Consider the following 17,922-nt stretch of genomic DNA (forward strand, 5'->3'; position numbering starts at 1 on the left):
ATGAGCGATCGATCCTGCGACCTCGCCGCGCGCCACTGCAAGCCCTGCGAGGGCGGCGTGCCGCCGCTGACCGGCGAGGAGGCCGCGCAGATGCTGAAAACCCTGGACGGCTGGGAGCTGGCCGGCGACGAAATCGCCAAGACTTACTATTTCCGCAACTACCACGAGACGATGGCGTTCGTGAACGCCACCGCCTGGGTGTCCCACCGCGAGGACCACCATCCCGACCTCGCAGTGAGCTACCGCGAATGCCGCGTCCGCTACTCGACACACGCCATCGGCGGCTTGTCGGAGAACGACTTCATCTGCGCGGCGAAGATCGACGCGCTGCTGGCGGCTCCGTAGCGTTCGTGGCGCGACCTCCGCATGGACTTGCCGGTGCGGGGCGGCTAAAGTTGGGCCTCCACCGACCAGGAGATTGCCCATGCCCACCATGCACATCGAACTCTTCGCCGGCCGCAGTCCGGAGCAAAAGCGCGAACTCGTCGAGGCGCTGACCAAGGAAACCTGCCGCGTGCTCGGCTGCGATCCGGGCGCGGTCAACATCATCCTGATCGACGTCGAACGCCACAACTGGGCGACCGGCGGCACGATGTGGTCGGAAAGGCCGTAGCCGCCCGAACCGACATGCTCTATCTCTACACGCCCGACCAGCAGGAATGCTACACACGCCTGCTACGCGAAGCGCTGCCCGATGAAACCGTCGCCTGCTGGCCGCAGGAGGCCGGCGCCGAGGCGGTGACGCACGCCGCCGTGTGGGCGCCGCCGGACGGCTTCTTTGCGCGATTCCCGAATCTGCACACGGTGTTCGCGATGGGCGCCGGGGTCGACAAGCTGTTGCAGCGCAAGGACCTCGCGCCGCACGTGCGCATCGTCCGCTTGACCGACGCCGGCATGGCGCAGCAGATGACCGAGTATTGCCTGTACGGCGTGCTGCATTATCAGCGGCAGATGGACCGCTACGCCGGGCAGCAGCGCGCGGGGCGCTGGCAGCCGCTGGAGACACGGCTGGCCCGGGACGTGCGCGTCGGCATCCTGGGGCTGGGGGAACTGGGCGGCCGGGTCGCTACGGACCTCGTCGGCCTGGGCTATCACGTCGCTGGCTGGAGCCGCCGGCCGCGTTCGATCGACGGCATCCGCTGCCTGCACGGCGAAGCCGGGCTGCGCGAGCTGCTGCCGGAGACCGACGTGCTGTTCTGCGTGCTGCCTGCAACGCCGGAAACGCAACGATTGCTCAATACCGACCGGCTGGCCCTGCTGCCCGACGGCGCGGCGCTGATCAACGCCGGACGCGGCGCGCTGATCGACGAGGATGCCCTGCTCGCGCGGCTCGACGCCGGGTGCCTGCGCTTCGCGCTGCTCGACGTGTTCGCCGGGGAGCCCTTGCGGGAGGACCATCCTTTCTGGCGGCACCCGCGCGTGATCGTCACGCCGCACGTCGCCGCCGACACGGTGCCGGAAGACGCCGTGGCGCAGATCGCGGCCAACCTGCGCGCGCAGGCCGCCGGCCGGCCGCTGAACGGCCTGGTCGAACGGGACCGCGGCTACTGACGCGCCGCGGACTCAGCCCCGATCCAGTCTCATTCGCCGCGGGCGAACGCCGCCGCCCGCCGGAACAGCGCGTCGTCCGGACGCACGCCCGTGTACAGGACGAACTGTTCGACGGCCTGGATGGCGAAGACTTCCGCGCCGGTGATGACCGGCTTGCCGAGCGAGCGCGCCAGCAGGATCAGCGGCGTTTCCGGCGGCAGGGCGACGACGTCGAACACCGCCAGCGCTGCCGCGACGTCGGCCTCGGCGAACGGCAGCGCCTCGGCGTCCGCGCCGCCGGCCATGCCGATCGGGGTGACGTTGATCAGCAGGCCCGCCCGCAGCCCGGCCGCATCGGGCCGCCAGGCGTAGCCGTACAGCCCGGCCAGCGCGCGGCCGGCCGCCTCGTTGCGGGCCACGACGAGGCCGTTCCGGAAACCGGCGTTCTTCAAGGCGCAGGCCACGGCCTTGGCCATGCCGCCGCTGCCGCGCAGCGCGAACGGCGTTTCCCGCGGCAGCCGGAGTTCGTTCAGCAGCGCGCTGACGGCGAGGTAGTCGGTGTTGTACGCCTTGAGACGGCTGGCGGTGTTGACGATGGTATTGACCGAGTCGATGGCGCGCGCCGAGGCGTCGAGCTCATCGACCAGCGGGATGCACGCCTCCTTGAACGGCATGGAAACGGCGCAGCCGCGGATGCCCAGCGCGCGCACGCCGCCGATCGCGGCGGGCAGGTCGGTGGTGGTGAAGGCTTTGTAGAGGTAATCGAGCCCGAGCGCCTCGTACAGGTAGTTGTGGAAGCGCGTGCCGAAGTTGCTCGGCCGCGCCGCGAGCGACATGCACAGCGTCGTGTCCTTGGTGATCTGTCGGGTCATTTCGAATTCCAGAGTCCGTTTTTCGCAAGCATCCGCCCCACATGATATCGGACCGCCGATGCCGCGAGCGCAAAAAAACCGGCCCCTCGGGGCCGGCTGCGGAATGGCGCCGAAACCGCCTCAAAGCGTGGCGAGATCCGGGAACGGCCGCACCGGGTCCTTGCCGTCCCAGCCTTCGCTGGCCTCGCGGATCATCTTGAACATCTTGCCCTTGGGGCCGAGCACTTCGGAGAGCTCGATCACGGTTCCGGGGTGATATTCGGTGTCGAAGTAGATGAAGCGCCCGCGCTCGCCCACTTCGCCCTGCATCACCGGTTGCCAGCCGAGGCCGAGCAGCCTGTCCAGGTCGCAGTCGTAGTCCTCGGTCCAGAAAGCCACGTGCTGCAGGCCGCTGCCGCTCGTCTGGCGGAAGTCGCGGTACATCGACGGGATGTCGTTGCGCGTCTGGATCAGCTCGACCTGCACGTAGCCGGAATTGGCCAGCGCCACCGAATTGTGCGGCTCGTACCCTTCGCCCTTGTAGCGATAGTTCTTGATCGGCACTTTCGGGTTGTAGTACCAGGGCCCGACGCCCAGGACGTTCGACCAGTATTGCATCGCCGCCTCGATGTCGGGCACGACGTAGCCCAGCTGCCGGATCGGTCCAAGATGTTTGCTCATGAGAAGTCACTTCCGTATCAGGTTGGTGAAAGGGTTCGCGAACGGCGTACCGGCGGCCGGAAACCGGCCTCCGGCGAACCGCCCGGATACCGTTGCTGCGGGAGTCCGGCCGGCCCGGAGGTGAGCCTCCGGGCCGGACCGGGTTCGGGATTTACAAGAAGCCGGTAGAGATCCAGGGCACGAAGGCCACCACCAGCAGGCCGAGCACCAGCGCGGCGAGATAGCCCCAGATGTAGCGGATGCCCTCGTCGGGATGCACCTTGCTGACCGCGCAACAGCCGTAGTAGCCGACGCCGAACGGCGGCGCGAACAGGCCGGTGCCCATGGCCAGGATCACGACCATGGAATAGTGCACGTCGTTGATGCCCATCTCGCGCGCGATCGGAAAGAGCAGCGGGCCGAACAGCACGATGGCCGGAATCCCCTCCAGCACGCTGCCGAGGATGATGAAGACGACCACCGAGACGATCATGAAGGTGCCCGCGCCGCCGAGGCTCTTCATCAGCACGGCCAGGTCGTGCGAGAACCCGGACTGCGTGAGTCCCCAGGCCATCGCCGTGGCGCAGCCGATGATGAAGATGATGGCCCCGGCCAGGCTGGCCGTGTCGATCAGCATCGCCACCGCGCGCCTGAAATCGAACTGCCGGTAGACCAGCAGCCCGATGAGCACGGAATAGACGATGCCGATGGTGGACACCTCGGTGGCCGTGGCGATGCCTTCGATGACCGCGAAGCGGATCACGAAGGGCAGCACCAGCGCCGGCAGGGCGACGACGCACATCCGGCCGATCTCGGCGCGGGTATAGCGCCGGACCTTGGAGAGATCCTCGTGCCGGTTACGCCACCAGACGACGACGCACAGCGCCAGCCCGCAGATCACGGCCGGCAGCAGGCCGCCGACGAACAGCGCGGCGATCGACACGCCGGTGACCGAGCCGACGGTGATCAGCACGATGCTCGGCGGCACCGTCTCCGTCTGCGCGCCTGTCACCGAAAGCAGCGCCACCAGATCGCCCGGCTGGGCGCCGCGATCCTTCATCTCCGGGAAGAGCACCGGGGCGACGGCCGCCTGATCGGCGGTCTTCGAGCCCGAGATGCCGGAGACCAGATACATGGCGCCGATCAGGACGTAGGACAGGCCGCCCCTGACGTGCCCGAGCAGACTCGCCAGAAACTGCACCATGGCCCGCGCCATGCCCGTCATCTCGATCAGCAGGCCGAGGTAGACGAACAGCGGCACGGCCAGCAGCACGAGGTGCGACATCCCCTCCTCGACGCGCCCGACCATCACCGGCATCGGCGTGCGCGTGGTCAGCGCCAGATAGCCGAAGGTCGCCAGGGCGAAGGAAAAGGCGATGGGCACGCCGGCGAAGACGTTGATGCCGACGATGACCACGAAGAAGATCAGCAGGTTGGCCTTGCCCAGCCCCTTGAGCAACGGGCCGGCCAGCCAGAAGGCGGCGACCAGAGCGGCGACCGCCAGCACGCACAGCGCGATGTCGCGCGGACGGCTGCGCAGGACCAGGCGCAGGATGGCCGTCACCGCCATCAGCGCGCAGCCGAGGGGCAGCGCGACGGCGCGCCACAGGTTGCTGATCTCCAGCGCCGGCGTGGTGATCATCGCCTCGTCCTGGGCATACTCCCAGGCCGGCCAGAGGAACAGCGCCAGGAAGGCCAGCGAGGCCACGATGCCGAAGACCTCGACCAGCACCTGCTTTTCCCGCGGCAGCTTGGTCACCACCGCCGTCATGCGCATGTGCGCCCCGCGCCGCAGGGCGACCACCGCCCCCAGCATGGACAGCCAGAGAAACAGCGTCGAGGCCAGCTCGTCGGACCACACCAGCGGCTCATGGAACACGTAGCGCGACAGCACGCCCGAGAACAGCACCACGATCTCGGCCAGCACCACGGCGGCGGCGACGTATTCGACCGTGCCGCCGAGGCCGCGGTCGAACGCCGCCAGCGCCCTTCTCCAGCCGCTGTCGTTCTCCAGCGGCAAGGCAAACGTCGGTGACTGCATCGTCCCCTCCTCCGCTCAGGACAGCTTGCCGACGTACTGTTCCAGCAGCCCCCAGGCCTCGTCGCCGAACTTCTTGTGCCATTCCGCGTAGAAACCGGCCTTCTTGAGCGCGGTGCGGAACGAATCCGGCGTCGTCGCGTTGATGATCATGCCCTTGGCCTTCAGATCGGCCTGCGTCGCCTCGTCCAGCGCGCGGACGTCCTCGCGTTCCTTGAGCACCGCATCGTTGAACGCGCCGGACAGGATCTGCTGCAGGTCCGGCGGCAGCTCCTTCCAGGCGCGTCCGTTGACGATCATCCACCAGCCGTCCCACATGTGGTTGGTCAGCGAGCAGTACTTCTGGACTTCGTACATCTTGGCGATCTGGATGATCGTCAGGGGATTCTCCTGGGCGTCATACACCTTCGTCTGCAGCGCGGTGTACAGCTCGGCGAACTGCAGGCTGCCGGGCGCCGCGCCGAGCGCCTTGAACATTGAGACGAACAGCGCGCTGACCGGCACGCGGATCTTCAGGCCCGCCATGTCCTGGGCGCCGTTGATCGGCCGGCCGCTGGTGGTGATCTGGCGGAAGCCGATGTCCCACACGCGCTCGAGCGGATGCAGGCCGACCTTCTCGATGGCCGCGCGCACGTGGGCGCCGAGCTTGCCGTCCATGGCCGCCCACACCTGCTGATAGTCGGCGAAGGAAAAGCCGACGGCATTGATGGTCGCCACCGGCACCAGGGTCGACAGGCCCGCCGAGGACGGCGCATACATCTGCAGGCCGCCGCTGCGCACCTGCGCCAGCATGTCGCTGTCGCCGCCCATCTGGTTGTTGGGGAAAATCTTCACTTCCAGCCGGCCCTTCGACTCGGCGAAGACGCGCTCGGCCGCTTCCTGCGCGCGGATGTGCATCGGATGGCTGGTCGGCTGGTTATGGCCGAACTTGAAGGAAAACTCGGGCGCGGCGGCGCGCGACAAGCCCGGAATCGTCGCGGCGGCGGCCACGATGGGAGAAGCCGCCAAGGTGCGCAAGACATTTCGCCTGGAAGAACTGAACATGATGTATCCCCTTGTTATGAACACCGATCGCTCCCTGCGGGTGCAGGAAATCCCATAAACGCCGGGCCGGATGCGCCGGCCGGCAAAAAGATCCGTCCGAAAACCTCCCTCGCGGATCGTTCAGGACGCCGTCCTGTTGTTTTTTCATCACCCCGGCGCGGCGCCGGACGCCCAAAAGGCGGCGTTTCCGGCGGACTGCGTGGCTTTGATGTTTCCTGATATCTTATTATTCGACTCGAAGACTTGATTCGCGGAACAGGCGTCAATTTATGCGTTGATCGCCGCCGGGGTCAAACCTTGTTTCCTGATTGTTTTTGATGTATTGAAAAATGCCATCATCTCCTTCGCGTACACGCATCGTGGACATCGCGCGCGAGGCCGGGGTGTCCACGGCGACTGTGGACCGCGTCCTCAACCGCCGTTCGGGAGTGCGTGAAAGCACCATCCAGCGGGTCCTGAAGATCGCCGGCAAGCACGACTACCTGCCGGAATCGCGCCTGTTCGAATCGCTGCGCCCGAAGCCGCTGCGCCTGACCTTCCTGCTGCCCTCGGGAACCAACCGCTACCTGCGCATGCTCGGCGACATGGTGACGTCATCGGAGGAGCACCTGGCGCCGTTCAACGTGCGCTGCCGCAACTACTTCATCGAAGGCTTCAACCCCGAGGTCCTGGCCGAACGGCTGCTCTACCACGGGCGCCGCGCGGACGGCGTCGCCTTCATGGCGCTGGAGCACCCGCGCGTGCGCGAGGCGGTGGCCACCCTGGCCGACGAGGGCATTCCGGTGGTCACGCTGGTGTCGGACCTCACGCATTCGCGGCGGGTGGCCTACGTCGGCCTCGACAACCGCGCCGCCGGCCGCACCGCCGGGCTGATCGTCGGACGCTTCCTCGGCGGGCGCGGCGCGGTGGCGCTGATCGCCGGCAGCCGCTCCTACCGCGGCCACGAGGAACGGGAAGTCGGCTTCCTCAGCCTGATGAACGAGATGTTCCCGGCCATGCGCGTCGTCGGGCTGCGCGAGGGACAGGACGACGCCGAGAAGAACCGCAAGGAAACGCGCCAGCTGCTCAAGCAGTTCCCCGACATCGCCGGCATCTACAACATCGGCGGCGCCGCCGACGGCGTGGCCATGGCGCTCAAGGACGCCGGGCGCGACCAGAAGGTCGTGCTGGTCGGTCACGGGCTGACCCCCGACACCCGTTCGCTGCTGATCGACGGCGCCATGGACGCCGTGCTCACCCAGCCGCCGCTCAGCGTCGTCATGAACTGCGTGCGCATCTTCTGCAACCTGCGCGAGAAGCGCGACCCGCTGGCCGGCGTCGAGCCCCTGCGCATCAGCGTCGTCTTCCGCGAAAACCTGCCGTAGCGAGGCGTCCGGCATCGGGAAAAACGGGGTCGGACGCCGGCGGGGAACGGCGCGCAAAGCCTTGCCGGGCGCCGGACACAGCCCCGTGATGGACTTCAATACACATCAAAAACCATCATCGATCGCCGCCGGAATCGCATTGACACGCTTCTTCCGCCGCCCGTCTAATAGCCCCGGCGCGCACCGTCGGAAATGACTCCAGGATATTCGCGGCGCGCGGCCGATGCCGGCGGAACGGGCTCACCCGCCGCCGGCGCAAGGCGGGCGACCCGGCGGCACGCGGGTCCCGAATCCACGGCATTCCTGGAAGGAGACGGATCGATGGGCAAGGTCATCATATCGCTGGCGCCGGTGTCGGCGGCGGACACGCGGGTCATTCCCGAGGAAGTGGCGGCGGAAACCGTGCAGGCCGAGGCGCTGGGCGCGGCGATGGTGCATCTGCACGTGCGCGACCGGACGGGGAAGCTGACCCCGGACGTCGCCGACTTCGCGGAGACCATCTGCCTGATCAGGAAAGGCTCCAACCTGATCCTGCAGGCGTCCTCGGGTGGCATTTCGGAGATGAACATCGAGCAGCGCTGCGCGCCCCTGTTCAAGTGCCCGAGCGTCGAAATGACCTCGCTCAACGGCGGCTCGACCAACCTCGGCGACGCGGTCTACGCCAACTCGCTGCCCGACGTCCGCTACTGCGCCGAGCTTGCCGCCGAGAAGCGGATCGTACCCGAGTACGAGGTCTTCGAGATCGGCATGATTCACTCGATCTGCGAGATCGCCGCGCAGGTCGAGGTCGCGCGGCCGATGCTCATCAACACCGTTTTCGGGCATCGCGGCACGATGCCGGCGACGATCGACGCGCTCGTGCATTTCCGCCATTTCGTGCCCAAGGATGCGCTCTGGGGCGTCACGCATTTCGGCCGGCGCGGCTTCGACTTCCTGGCGGCGGCCATCGGCATGGGCGCCGACCTCGTGCGCATCGGCTTCGAGGACAGCAAGTTCCTCGACCCGGAACGGCGGGCCGAGAACAACCTGCAACTCGTCGACAAGCTGGCCGCACTGATCCGCGCCATGGACCGCGAGATCGCCACGCCCGACGAAGCGCGGCGCATGCTCAACGTCCAGCCCAAGCCGTGAATCGCCCGGCGGCGATCCCGACGCGCCGGCGCGCGGCGCGGCCTGGACAAAATCCGTCCCCCGGAATATGGTGTCCGGGCGCCTCGCCCCGGTACGCGCGTCCGACCTGACGCCGTCCGGGGCCGCGGCCGAGCGGCGGCGACTCCCCAGGGGCGCCGGCCGCGCACAGGAATGCCGCCTGTCTTCGAAACGGCTTTCACGAAAGGGAATCGTCATGACCGCGACATGGATCGCCGCCGCCTCCCGGTACGAGACCATGCCCTATCGACGGCTGGGCAGCAGCGGTCTGAAACTGCCCGCCCTCTCGTTCGGGCTGTGGCATAACTTCGGCGGCAGCACCGATCCCGCCGCGGCGCGCGAGCTGCTGCTGCGCGCCTTCGACCTCGGCATCACCCATTTCGACCTGGCCAACAACTACGGCCCGCCGCCCGGCGCGGCGGAAACCCTGTTCGGCCGCATCCTGGCCAGGGAGCTGGCGCCCTATCGCGACGAGCTGATCGTCTCCACCAAGGCGGGCTACCCGATGTGGTCCGGTCCTTACGGCGCCGACGGTTCGCGCAAGCACCTGCTGGCCAGCCTGGACCAGAGCCTGAAGCGCATGCGGCTCAGCTACGTGGACATTTTCTATTCGCATCGCTTCGACCCGGACACCCCGCTCGAGGAAACGATGGGCGCGCTGGCCTCCGCCGTGCGCCAGGGCAAGGCGCTGTACGCGGGAATCTCCTCCTATTCGGCGAAGAAGACGCGGGAAGCCGCGGCGCTGCTCAAGGCGATGGGCGTGCCGTGCGTGGTCAACCAGCCGTCGTACTCGCTGCTCAACCGCTGGATCGAGGAGGATCTGCTCGACACGCTGCGCGACGAAGGCATCGGCTGCATCGTCTTCTCGCCGCTGGCGCAGGGCCTGCTGACCGGGAAATATCTCGCCGGCGTGCCGGCCGACTCGCGCAAGGCCAAGGGCGCCGCGTCGTTCCGGGAAAACTACCTCGCCCCGGCCACGCTGGAGAGAATCCGCCCGCTGATGGAAATCGCCGACCGCCGCGGCCAGACCCTGGCGCAGATGGCGCTGGCCTGGGTCCTGCGCCACCCGCAGGTCACCTCGGCGCTGATCGGCGCCAGCCGCATCGGCCAGTTGGAAGAAAACGTCGCCGCCCTGAAGCGGCTGGATTTCACCCCGGAGGAACTCGCCGAGATCGACCGCTGGGCCGGCGAAGCGAACCTCAACATCTGGTCGGCGTCGAGCCTGGCCGGCTGAGCGCTGGCCGACGCCGGCCGCCCGCCGGCGCCACGCCCCCCGCAAACACTGGCGCAGCCGGCGTCAGGATTGGCCATTCGCGCGTCGTCTGTAAGCCTCGCCGATGGCCTTCAGACCTCCCAGCGCAAACCCGTGCAAATGCTCCACGAGCACCTCGGGCGGCTGTTGCGCCAAGTCCTGCAACGGGCCCGGGATGCCGCGCCGGCCGATCAGCAGCGACAGACACGGCGCGCCCACGCTGAGCAGACAGCGCGTCAGCGCGGGATCATCCGCCGGAATGGCCGTGATTTCGCCGAGGATCTCTTTCATCAAGGAGGCCTTGGGCAGTATCTCGGACTCGAAAAGTACCTGGATATGCGAGGAAGGCGTAAAGATTTCCGCGGCCAGTACCGTCAGGTGCCACCCCTCCGCGTCGCCGGTCGCTTTCCTGACCAATTGCCCGATCAAGGCTTTCAGCTTGTCGGCGGCGGGCAGCCGGCTTTGCGCCAGCGATCTCAGATCGGCCACGTCCATCAGGCGCCGGTGCGCCTCGATGAGCACGGCCTGGTAGAGGCCGGCGCGGCTGCCGAAGTGGTAATTGATCGACGCGAGATCGACCCCGGCCTGCGTCGCGATGGCCTTGTTGGTGGTTTCGGCGAAGCCCCGCGCCGCGAAAAGCTCGCCCGCCGCGTCCAGTATGCGGACGCGGGTCGCCTCGCCGTCGGCGCGGACTCCTCGAGTACTCATCGGATTCTCTCTACAAATGCCTGGGCAGGTATTTTACCTGAAATTTAAGTTTAAATTTAATTTAGTATTAATGTATGATTGCGGCTCCCGGTCCCTGCCTCCCCATGGAGCCCAACATGAAGAAGCTGCCCATTGCCCTTGTGGTCGTTGCCCTCGCTCTCGTCGCCGCCGGAGCCTGGTGGTTCAAAAGCCGGCCCGGCAACGGCGATGCGCTGGTCCTGTACGGCAATGTCGACATCCGGCAAATCTCGCTGGCGTTCGAAGGCAGCGGCCGCGTGACCGAATTGCGCGTCGACGAGGGCGACCGGGTACAGGCCGGCGACGTGCTCGGCCTGCTCGATACCCGCACGCTGGCGCTGCAGGCGGAACAGGCCCAGGCCCAGATCGGCGTTCAGCAGCAGACCCTGACGCGCCTGCGCAATGGCTCGCGGCCGCAGGAGATCGCCCAGGAACGCAGCCGGCTGGTGGCGGCCGAGGCCGATGCGCTGCGCGCCGGGCAGGACCACGCGCGGCTGCAAGGCATCGCGGCCAGCACGCAAGGACGCGGCGTGAGCGCGCAGGATCTGGATCGCGCCGGCAGCGCCCTGCAGGTTGCCCGGGCCAAGGTGGCGGAGCAGCGCGAAGCCCTGCGCCTGGCCGAACTGGGGCCGCGCGCGGAGGACGTGGCGGGCGCGGAAGCGCAGCTCAAGGCGGCGCAGGCGCAACTGGCGCTGTTGCGGCACCAGATCGCGCAGGGCGAACTGCAGGCGCCGGCCGATGCGGTGGTGCGTTCGCGCCTGCTGGAGCCCGGCGACATGGCCACCCCGCAGCGGCCGGTGTTCGCCCTGGCGCTGACGCAGCCGAAATGGGTGCGCGTTTATGTCGGCGAGCCCGATCTCGGCAAGGTCCGGCCGGGCATGGCGGCGCGCGTCGTCACCGACACCCGTCCCGATCGGCCCGTCGCCGGCAAGGTCGGCTACATCTCGTCGGTGGCCGAATTCACCCCCAAGCCCGTGCAGACCGAGGAACTGCGCACCAGTCTGGTCTATGAGGTGCGGGTGCTGGTCGAGGACCCGGCGGACGCGCTGCGGCTGGGACAACCGGCGACCGTTCATCTGGACGCAGGTGCCGCGCAATGAACGGTGTCGACGCGACGGTCGTCGCCGAAGGCCTGCGCAAGACCTTCGCGGCGCCGGACGGCGGCGTGCTGCGCGCGGTCGATGAGATGACGATGCGCGTGCGCGCGGGCGAGCTGACCGCACTGGTCGGCCCCGACGGCGCGGGCAAGACGACGCTGCTGCGCATGATGGCCGGGCTGCTCAAGCCCGACGCCGGGCGCCTGCGGGTGCTGGGATTCGACGTGGCGAAGCATCCGCAGGCGGTGCAGGACCGCATCAGCTACATGCCGCAGCGCTTCGGGCTGTACGAGGACCTGAGCGTGCGGGAGAACCTGGATTTGTACGCCGACCTGCACGGCGTGCCGCCCGGAATCCGCCGCGAACGCTTCGCGCGGATGCTGGAGATGACCGACCTGGCACGCTTCGTCGACCGCCCGGCCGGCAAGCTTTCGGGCGGCATGAAGCAGAAGCTGGGCCTGGCCTGCACCCTGGTGCGCTCGCCCGATCTGTTGCTGCTGGACGAGCCCAGCGTCGGCGTCGATCCCCTCTCGCGGCGCGAGCTCTGGAAGATCGTGCAGCAACTGGTCGACGACGAAAACCTGAGCGTGATCGTCAGCACGGCCTACATGGACGAGGCCGAGCGTTGCGCGCGGATTTTCGTGATGCACGCGGGGCGGCTGCTGGCCGAGGGCATGCCGGCCGCGCTGCGCGAACGCGCCCGCGGGCTGGCCTTCACCGCGGCCCCGCCCGCCGGCACGCCGGCGCGCGACCTGCAGGCCCGCCTGATCGACGCCGACGCGCTGATCGTCGATGCCGTGCCCAGGGGCGGCACGGTGAACTTCATCCGCCAGCCGCAGGCGGATGACCGGGCGCTGGGCGAACTGCTCGGCGACGTTGACTGCCGGCCGCGCGGCGAAGAACTCGAAGATGCCTTCATGATGCTGCTGCGCCAGCAGAAGGTCGCGCGGGCGGCCGCCTCGCCCGAGCCGGCCGAACCTTCCCCGCGCGCCGGCGCGCACGGCGGCCCGAAGAGCGACGGCGCGGATGCGCCGGTGATCGTGGTGCGCGATCTGGTGCGCAAGTTCGGCGACTTCACCGCCGTGGCCAGCACCTCCTTCGAGGTGGTGCGCGGCGAGATCTTCGGCTTGCTGGGCCCCAACGGCGCGGGCAAGACCACCACTTTCCGCATGCTGTGCGGTCTGCTGCCGGCCACCAGCGGCCATCTCGAAGTCGCGGGCGTCAATTTGCGCACGGCCCGCGCCGAAGCGCGCCGGCGCATCGGCTATGTGGCGCAGAAATTCGCGCTGTACGGCAACCTGACGGTACGCGAGAACCTGGAATTCTTCGGCGGCGCCTACCGGCTGCGCGGGAACGCGCTGCGCCGCCGCGTGGCCGCCGTGATCGAGCGCTTCGGGCTGGACCCCTCGGCCATCAGCGGGCTGCTGCCCGGCGGCTACAAGCAGCGCCTGGCCATGGCGGCCGGCCTGCTGCACGAACCGGAGATCCTGTTTCTCGACGAACCCACCAGCGGCATCGACCCGCTGGCGCGCCGCTCTTTCTGGCGCACCATCACCGCGCTGGCGCAAGACGGCGTCACCGTCATCGTCACCACCCATTTCATGGAGGAGGCGGAATACTGCGACCGCATCGCGATCCAGGACGGCGGCAGGATGCTCGCGCTCGGCACGCCGCAGGCGGTGCGCGCGCAGGCCGGCGGCGATGCCGGCACCGACATGAACAGCGCCTTCATCGCCATCGTCGAGCAGGGCCGCGCCGCGAACCGGGGCGCAGTTGCGGGAGCCGGCGCATGAACGCCTCGGGATTCGTCAGGCGCTTCGCCGCGCTGCTGCGCAAGGAGGTCCACCAGATGCTGCGCGACAGGAGCAACCTGGCCGTCGGCCTCCTGCTGCCGGCCATGCTGATCCTGCTGTTCGGCTACGGCCTGTCGTTCGACGTGAAGAACGCGCCGGTCGCCGTGGTCATGGAAGACGGTTCGCCCACGGCGCGCCAGGTGCTCGACGGCCTGCAGGGCTCGGTTTATCTCTCGCCCGTGTGGATGAAGAGCATGCCCGAGGCCGAGGCCCGCCTGCGCGCGGGCGAGGTGGACGGCATCGTGCGGGTGCCGATGGACTTCTCGCGCCGGCTCGCCATGGGGGACGCGCGCATCCAGTTGGTGCTCAACGGCGTGGATTCGAACACGGCGAACACCCTCGAAGGCTATGTCGGCGGGGCCGTCGGCAAATGGGCGCAGGGGCTGGCGGACCGCGCCGGCGGCAAGGCGGCCGGCGGCGCTGGCGTCGACGTGGTCCAGCGCATGTGGTTCAACGAGGCCGGCATCAGCACCTGGTACCTGGTGCCGGGGCTGATCGCGCTCGTGCTGACGCTGATCGGCGCCTTTCTCACGTCGCTGCTGATCGCCCGCGAGTGGGAGCGCGGCACGCTGGAATCGCTGTTCGTCACGCCGGTGCGGCCGCTGGAAGTCGTGCTCGCCAAGCTGACCCCCTACCTGTTCGTGGGCGCCATCGACATCGCGCTGTGCCTGCTGGCGGCCCGCTTCCTGTTCGACGTGCCGATCCGCGGCTCGTTGCCGGTTATCGTCGCCGTCTCGCTGCTGTACCTCGCGGTGTCGCTGCTCCTGGGGCTGTTCATTTCCGGCAAGACGCGCAACCAGTTCCAGGCCAGCCAGCTGGCGCTGCTGACCAGCTACATGCCGGCCCTGATGCTCTCGGGCTTCGTGTTCGACCTGCGCAATGTGCCGGTGGCGATCCAGGTCGTCAGCCATCTGCTGCCGGCCACCCATTTCATGGGGCTGGTCAAGACCCTGTTCCTCTCCGGCAACCACTGGCCCACCATCCTGAAAAGCGCCGGCATCCTTTCCTTGTATGTCGTCGTATTGATCCACGCCACGCGCGCAACCCTGCGCAAGACACTGGACTGACGCCATGGATTCCCTCGTCGACACCCTGGCGCAGATCGCCGCGCTGATCCGCAAGGAAATCCTGGCGCTGGTCAAGGACCCGTCCAGCCGGGCGCTGCTGTTCGTGCCCGCGCTGATGCAGGCGCTGTTGTTCGGCTACGGCGCTACCTACGACCTCAGGCACGTGCCCTATGCGGTCCTGGACCAGAGCCGCAGCGCGGCCTCCGTCGAACTGCTGGCGCGCCTGGACGGCACCGGGGTGTTCAAGCGCGCGGCCATGCTGACCTCGCCGCGCCAGATCGCCGAAGTCATCGACGACCAGGACGCGCTGCTGGTGCTCGGCATTCCCGCGGATTTCGCCGATCGCTTGGCCGCCGGCCAGCGCGCGCCCCTGCAGATGATCCTCGATGGACGCAACTCGACGACCGCGGGCGCGGCCGCGGGCTACGTCAACGCCATCGTGGCCGACTTCAACCGTTCTCTCGGCGGCGCCGACCCGGGCGTCACCATCGAGCGGCGCGCCTGGTTCAATCCCAATCTGGAATCGCGCTGGAACATGATGCCGGCCCTGATCGCGGCATTGAGCATGCTGCAGACCCTGCTGATCGCGGCGCTCTCGGTCGCGCGCGAGCGGGAGCAAGGCACCTTCGACCAGTTGCTGGTGACGCCGCTCACGCCAATGCAGATCCTGATCGGCAAGGCCCTGCCGGCGATCTTCATCGGCCTCGTCCAGGCGACCACCATCTTCCTGATCATCCGCTTCTGGTTCGGCATCCCGATGAGCGGTTCGGTGTGGCTGCTCTATCTCGGGCTGTTCGTGTTCACGGTCGCGTCGGTGGGCGTGGGGCTGTCGATCTCCGCGCTGTCGCTGACCATGCAGCAGGCCATGCTCTACGCCTTCCTGGTGATCATGCCGCTGATGCTGCTCTCCGGCCTGCTCACCCCGGTGCGCAACATGCCCGAGGCGCTGCAGATCGCCACCTACGTCAATCCCTTGCGTTTCGGCATGAGCATCGTGCGCCGCGTCTATCTCGAAGGCGCCGTGCTGGGCGACGTCTGGCCCCAGTTCATCCCCTTGCTGGCACTGGCCTCCGTCACGCTGCCGCTGGCCGCCTGGCTGTTCCGCAACCGTCTTTCCTGATCCGGGGTATCGCCATGTCCAACTTCCACTCCCTTTCCCGTCGTTCGCTGCGCTCCGGTCTGGCGGCCGGCGTGCTGGCGCTGGCCCTGGCCGGTTGCGCCACGGGGCCGGATTTCGTCAGGCCCGCGCCGGCCGCGCCCGATGACTGGACGAGCTGGCGCAGCGCGGACGATTCCCTGCGCATGCCCGTCGGCGGCGAGCAACCGCTCCCCGAGCGCTGGTGGCGGGCATTCGGCGATCCGCTGCTGAACCGGCTGCAGGAACGCGCCCTGGACGCCAGCCCGGACCTGCGCACCGCCGCGCTGCGCTTCGCCCAGGCGCGCGTCCAGCGCAACACGGTGGCGGCGCAGCAGGGACCGGAGGTCGGCGTCAGCGGCGGCGTGAACCGCCAGCGCCAAAGCGAGTACGGCGCCGGCACGCGCATGATCGATGCCATCGGCGTCGACGATCGCGCCACCCTGGCCAAGATCCTGAGCGAACCCTTCACGCTCTACCAGGCCGGCTTCGATGCCTCCTGGGAACTGGATCTGTGGGGGCGCGTGCGCCGCTCCATCGAAGCCGCCGACGCCGACGTGGCCGGCCAGGCGGCGCTGCTCGACCTGGCCCGGCTGAGCCTGGCGAGCGACGTGGCGGGCAACTACTTCGAATTGCGCACCACGCAGCGGCAGATCCGTCTGGCGCGCGAGGACATCGCCGCACTGGACGATCGCCTGCAACTGCTGGCCGCGCGCGTGCGGGGCGGCGTCGTTCATCATCTCGACCTGGAGCGCCAGCGCGCCGAGTTGGCCGCGCTCAAGGCGCAGTTGCCCGGCCTGCTCGCCCAGGAAGGCGCCAGCATCAACCAGATCGCGCTCCTGCTCGGCGAAACACCCGGCGCGCTGCGTGGCGAACTGGCCGCGCCGGCCGCCGAGGGCGGGAACGCACCGCCCGATCTGGCGCTCGGCCTGCCCTCGGAAGTGGCGCTGCGCCGGCCCGACATCCGCGCCGCCGAAGCCCGCCTGCATCGGGCCACGGCGAACATCGGCGTCGCGCGGGCGGAGCTGTACCCGAGCATCCGCCTCGGCGCCCGCTTCGGTCTCGAATCCTATCTGAGCGGCGAATTCGCCGACTGGGGCAGCCGCGCGTGGTCCGTCGGGCCGAGCCTGAACCTGCCTCTGTTCGATCAGGGCCGCCGCAAGAGCGTGGTGCAACTGCGCGAACTGGAGCAGCAGGAAGCGGCAGTGAATTACCACCAGACGGTGCTCAAGGCCTGGCAGGAGATCGACGACACCCTGAGCGCCTATGCGGCGGACCGGCAGCAACTGCGGGAGCTCGAAGTCCGGGCCGAGGCGGCGGAACAGGCCTGGCAACTGGCCCAGGCCCGCTACGACGGCGGCGCCACCGATTTCCTCGCCGTGCTCGATGCCCGGCGCGGCCATCTGCAGGCGCGCCGCGATCTCGTGACGGCGCAGGGACGGTTGAACAACCGCTTCGTCACGGTGAACAAGGTGGTGGGCAACGGGTAACGGGCCGGCAGATCAAACGGCCCACGAGCGCCATCCCCGCGCTACCGCACCCCGCCGTTCCTGAACGCGCGGACTCTGTCGAAATACGCCCAGGCCGCCGCGAACCTGCGGCGTTTCCGGTAGAACCAGGCCGAGGCCGATGCGCGCCTCGCCGCTCTCCGGCCGTTTCTCAAGCACTGTGGAAAAACACGTGTGGGCCAGATCGAGATCGGCGGCACCCAGGCCGGCCCGGCCGAGCGCCAGCATCGCCGGCGTCGAATCCGGCTCGGCCGAGAGGGAATTGCGTAGGGCGGGAATGGCCAGCTCGAAGCGGCGCAATTGCAGCAGCACGGCGCCGAGATCGTGCCAGGCTTTCGCCAGCAGAGGATTCGGCCGGGTGGATTCGCGCAGGCAGACCGTCGAGGAGCGCTCGTTGTCGGAAATGTCGGCGTCCGCCGGGGCCGCGGCGCGGCAACCGCAGCGGCGGACGACGCGCTCGAAGACCGATACGGCCTCGTCAACCCGCCCGGTCCGGTAGTAAACCAGCCCGAGAAACTGGAGCGAGACGAGATCGTTGGGTATCGCCGCCTGCAGGGAGCGCGCGATGACTTCGAAGTTCGAAAGGTCGTTGTTCGCGTAAAAGATTCCCAGCAGATCGACCAGGGCAGTAATCATGTGGCGTCTCCC

Annotated in this window: 17 protein-coding genes; 11 read left to right on the forward strand and 6 right to left on the reverse strand. The window is 68.4% G+C overall.

The features are described 5' to 3' along the window. From QM701_RS04170 to QM701_RS04180, 3 genes are all read left to right on the forward strand, one after another. On the forward strand, positions 1 to 345 hold the full coding sequence (locus tag QM701_RS04170; protein ID WP_415165830.1) for a 4a-hydroxytetrahydrobiopterin dehydratase: 345 nt from the start codon (positions 1 to 3) through the stop codon (positions 343 to 345). A 79-nt stretch (positions 346 to 424) separates the two neighbouring features. Further along, positions 425 to 613, forward strand: coding sequence for a 4-oxalocrotonate tautomerase (locus tag QM701_RS04175; protein ID WP_415165831.1), 189 nt, complete (start codon positions 425 to 427; stop codon positions 611 to 613). A 14-nt stretch (positions 614 to 627) separates the two neighbouring features. Then, on the forward strand, positions 628 to 1,551 hold the full coding sequence (locus QM701_RS04180) for a 2-hydroxyacid dehydrogenase (RefSeq protein ID WP_415165832.1): 924 nt from the start codon (positions 628 to 630) through the stop codon (positions 1,549 to 1,551). 29 nt (positions 1,552 to 1,580) lie between these two features. Here the strand turns inward: QM701_RS04180 and QM701_RS04185 are convergent, their stop codons facing one another. From QM701_RS04185 to QM701_RS04200, 4 genes are all read right to left on the reverse strand, one after another. Then, positions 1,581 to 2,402: a shikimate 5-dehydrogenase gene (locus QM701_RS04185; RefSeq protein WP_415165833.1), complete on the reverse strand. Its 822-nt coding sequence runs from the start codon at positions 2,400 to 2,402 to the stop codon at positions 1,581 to 1,583. Between the two features lie 120 nt (positions 2,403 to 2,522). After that, positions 2,523 to 3,062 (reverse strand): VOC family protein, encoded by a 540-nt coding sequence (locus tag QM701_RS04190; protein ID WP_415165834.1) that lies wholly within the window; start codon positions 3,060 to 3,062, stop codon positions 2,523 to 2,525. Positions 3,063 to 3,213: 151 nt separating this feature from the next. Further along, positions 3,214 to 5,082: a TRAP transporter large permease subunit gene (locus tag QM701_RS04195; protein ID WP_415165835.1), complete on the reverse strand. Its 1,869-nt coding sequence runs from the start codon at positions 5,080 to 5,082 to the stop codon at positions 3,214 to 3,216. 15 nt (positions 5,083 to 5,097) lie between these two features. After that, on the reverse strand, positions 5,098 to 6,096 hold the full coding sequence (locus QM701_RS04200; RefSeq protein WP_415165836.1) for a TRAP transporter substrate-binding protein: 999 nt from the start codon (positions 6,094 to 6,096) through the stop codon (positions 5,098 to 5,100). Positions 6,097 to 6,452: 356 nt separating this feature from the next. Here QM701_RS04200 and QM701_RS04205 point away from each other — a divergent pair, with 356 nt between their 5' ends. The 3 genes from QM701_RS04205 to mgrA all read left to right on the forward strand — a co-directional run bounded on the left by QM701_RS04205 (position 6,453) and on the right by mgrA (position 9,870). Beyond that, complete coding sequence (locus QM701_RS04205) at positions 6,453 to 7,487, forward strand: LacI family DNA-binding transcriptional regulator (protein WP_415165837.1); 1,035 nt, start codon at positions 6,453 to 6,455, stop codon at positions 7,485 to 7,487. A gap of 321 nt (positions 7,488 to 7,808) precedes the next feature. Further along, positions 7,809 to 8,618 (forward strand): 3-keto-5-aminohexanoate cleavage protein, encoded by an 810-nt coding sequence (locus QM701_RS04210; RefSeq protein ID WP_415165838.1) that lies wholly within the window; start codon positions 7,809 to 7,811, stop codon positions 8,616 to 8,618. 214 nt (positions 8,619 to 8,832) lie between these two features. Next, on the forward strand, positions 8,833 to 9,870 hold the full coding sequence (gene mgrA / locus QM701_RS04215; RefSeq protein WP_415165839.1) for an L-glyceraldehyde 3-phosphate reductase: 1,038 nt from the start codon (positions 8,833 to 8,835) through the stop codon (positions 9,868 to 9,870). Positions 9,871 to 9,933: 63 nt separating this feature from the next. Here the strand turns inward: mgrA and QM701_RS04220 are convergent, their stop codons facing one another. Further along, positions 9,934 to 10,596, reverse strand: a complete 663-nt coding sequence (locus QM701_RS04220; protein WP_415165840.1) for a TetR/AcrR family transcriptional regulator — start codon at positions 10,594 to 10,596, stop codon at positions 9,934 to 9,936. 116 nt (positions 10,597 to 10,712) lie between these two features. On the opposite strand from QM701_RS04220, the gene QM701_RS04225 reads away from it, so the two are divergent. From QM701_RS04225 to QM701_RS04245, 5 genes are read left to right on the forward strand one after another with little or no spacing between them, the layout of a single operon-like run. Then, on the forward strand, positions 10,713 to 11,714 hold the full coding sequence (locus QM701_RS04225) for an HlyD family efflux transporter periplasmic adaptor subunit (RefSeq protein WP_415165841.1): 1,002 nt from the start codon (positions 10,713 to 10,715) through the stop codon (positions 11,712 to 11,714). Then, complete coding sequence (locus QM701_RS04230) at positions 11,711 to 13,504, forward strand: ATP-binding cassette domain-containing protein (RefSeq protein ID WP_415165842.1); 1,794 nt, start codon at positions 11,711 to 11,713, stop codon at positions 13,502 to 13,504. The genes QM701_RS04225 and QM701_RS04230 overlap by 4 nt, the downstream gene beginning before the upstream one ends. Next, positions 13,501 to 14,631: an ABC transporter permease gene (locus tag QM701_RS04235; RefSeq protein ID WP_415165843.1), complete on the forward strand. Its 1,131-nt coding sequence runs from the start codon at positions 13,501 to 13,503 to the stop codon at positions 14,629 to 14,631. Before QM701_RS04230 ends, QM701_RS04235 begins: the two co-directional genes overlap by 4 nt. Positions 14,632 to 14,635: 4 nt before the next feature. Then, complete coding sequence (locus QM701_RS04240) at positions 14,636 to 15,751, forward strand: ABC transporter permease (protein ID WP_415165844.1); 1,116 nt, start codon at positions 14,636 to 14,638, stop codon at positions 15,749 to 15,751. A 14-nt stretch (positions 15,752 to 15,765) separates the two neighbouring features. Then, positions 15,766 to 17,256 (forward strand): efflux transporter outer membrane subunit, encoded by a 1,491-nt coding sequence (locus tag QM701_RS04245; RefSeq protein ID WP_415165845.1) that lies wholly within the window; start codon positions 15,766 to 15,768, stop codon positions 17,254 to 17,256. Positions 17,257 to 17,268: 12 nt separating this feature from the next. Here QM701_RS04245 and QM701_RS04250 read toward each other — a convergent pair whose 3' ends face one another. Continuing rightward, positions 17,269 to 17,910: a tetratricopeptide repeat protein gene (locus QM701_RS04250; protein WP_415165846.1), complete on the reverse strand. Its 642-nt coding sequence runs from the start codon at positions 17,908 to 17,910 to the stop codon at positions 17,269 to 17,271. Between the last annotated feature and the right edge of the window lie 12 nt (positions 17,911 to 17,922).

Source organism: Propionivibrio sp., from assembly GCF_047602565.1.
In the GTDB taxonomy this organism is placed as follows: Bacteria; Pseudomonadota; Gammaproteobacteria; order Burkholderiales; family Rhodocyclaceae; genus Propionivibrio.

What these genes read in the sequence shown, in the direction of transcription:
- QM701_RS04250 (WP_415165846.1), bottom strand. Translation starts at nt 17,910, where the DNA reads ATGATTACTGCCCTGGTCGATCTGCTGGGAATCTTTTACGCGAACAAC.
- QM701_RS04190 (WP_415165834.1), bottom strand. Translation starts at nt 3,062, where the DNA reads ATGAGCAAACATCTTGGACCGATCCGGCAGCTGGGCTACGTCGTGCCC.
- QM701_RS04175 (WP_415165831.1), top strand. Translation starts at nt 425, where the DNA reads ATGCCCACCATGCACATCGAACTCTTCGCCGGCCGCAGTCCGGAGCAA.
- QM701_RS04245 (WP_415165845.1), top strand. Translation starts at nt 15,766, where the DNA reads ATGTCCAACTTCCACTCCCTTTCCCGTCGTTCGCTGCGCTCCGGTCTG.
- QM701_RS04235 (WP_415165843.1), top strand. Translation starts at nt 13,501, where the DNA reads ATGAACGCCTCGGGATTCGTCAGGCGCTTCGCCGCGCTGCTGCGCAAG.
- mgrA (WP_415165839.1), top strand. Translation starts at nt 8,833, where the DNA reads ATGACCGCGACATGGATCGCCGCCGCCTCCCGGTACGAGACCATGCCC.
- QM701_RS04220 (WP_415165840.1), bottom strand. Translation starts at nt 10,596, where the DNA reads ATGAGTACTCGAGGAGTCCGCGCCGACGGCGAGGCGACCCGCGTCCGC.
- QM701_RS04225 (WP_415165841.1), top strand. Translation starts at nt 10,713, where the DNA reads ATGAAGAAGCTGCCCATTGCCCTTGTGGTCGTTGCCCTCGCTCTCGTC.
- QM701_RS04240 (WP_415165844.1), top strand. Translation starts at nt 14,636, where the DNA reads ATGGATTCCCTCGTCGACACCCTGGCGCAGATCGCCGCGCTGATCCGC.
- QM701_RS04170 (WP_415165830.1), top strand. Translation starts at nt 1, where the DNA reads ATGAGCGATCGATCCTGCGACCTCGCCGCGCGCCACTGCAAGCCCTGC.
- QM701_RS04230 (WP_415165842.1), top strand. Translation starts at nt 11,711, where the DNA reads ATGAACGGTGTCGACGCGACGGTCGTCGCCGAAGGCCTGCGCAAGACC.
- QM701_RS04205 (WP_415165837.1), top strand. Translation starts at nt 6,453, where the DNA reads ATGCCATCATCTCCTTCGCGTACACGCATCGTGGACATCGCGCGCGAG.
- QM701_RS04185 (WP_415165833.1), bottom strand. Translation starts at nt 2,402, where the DNA reads ATGACCCGACAGATCACCAAGGACACGACGCTGTGCATGTCGCTCGCG.
- QM701_RS04210 (WP_415165838.1), top strand. Translation starts at nt 7,809, where the DNA reads ATGGGCAAGGTCATCATATCGCTGGCGCCGGTGTCGGCGGCGGACACG.
- QM701_RS04180 (WP_415165832.1), top strand. Translation starts at nt 628, where the DNA reads ATGCTCTATCTCTACACGCCCGACCAGCAGGAATGCTACACACGCCTG.
- QM701_RS04195 (WP_415165835.1), bottom strand. Translation starts at nt 5,082, where the DNA reads ATGCAGTCACCGACGTTTGCCTTGCCGCTGGAGAACGACAGCGGCTGG.